We start from the raw sequence: 304 nt of genomic DNA, 5'->3' as shown, positions 1-304 counted from the left end.
CAACCGCCGGACTCAGGGTCAGGGTCAGGACGGCGTCACCGCCGGCCTCGGTACGCCCTTCCAGCTCACCGGCGTCGTTTGCGCTCCAGACCAAGGACTCACCAGCCGCCAGGCCCTGGACGCTGATCCCCGTGACGCTGTCATCGGCACCGATATTGCCAAAGCCGATCGAGGTGATGGCGTCGCTGCCGGCGGTAAAGGTCAGGCTCGCCACGTCGGTATCCGAGGCGGCTCCTTCGGTCTCGGCGTCATCCAGTGCCAGGCTGGCCTGGGTCGAGGCCGGATCGCTGTCGGTGACCGAAAC

The 304-nt window shown here is 67.4% G+C and carries 1 protein-coding gene; it reads right to left on the bottom strand.

The window, feature by feature from the left end; translation table 11 throughout:
• Positions 1–304: hypothetical protein (locus C9F12_RS22345; protein WP_162816572.1), on the bottom strand; the 304-nt coding region annotated here is incomplete at both ends.

Source organism: Halomonas sp. BN3-1 (assembly GCF_003056325.1).
Taxonomy (GTDB): domain Bacteria; phylum Pseudomonadota; class Gammaproteobacteria; order Pseudomonadales; family Halomonadaceae; genus Halomonas; species Halomonas litopenaei.
The sequence above is the reverse complement of the archived record's forward strand: the minus strand, read 5'-3'. Positions and strand labels throughout refer to the sequence as shown.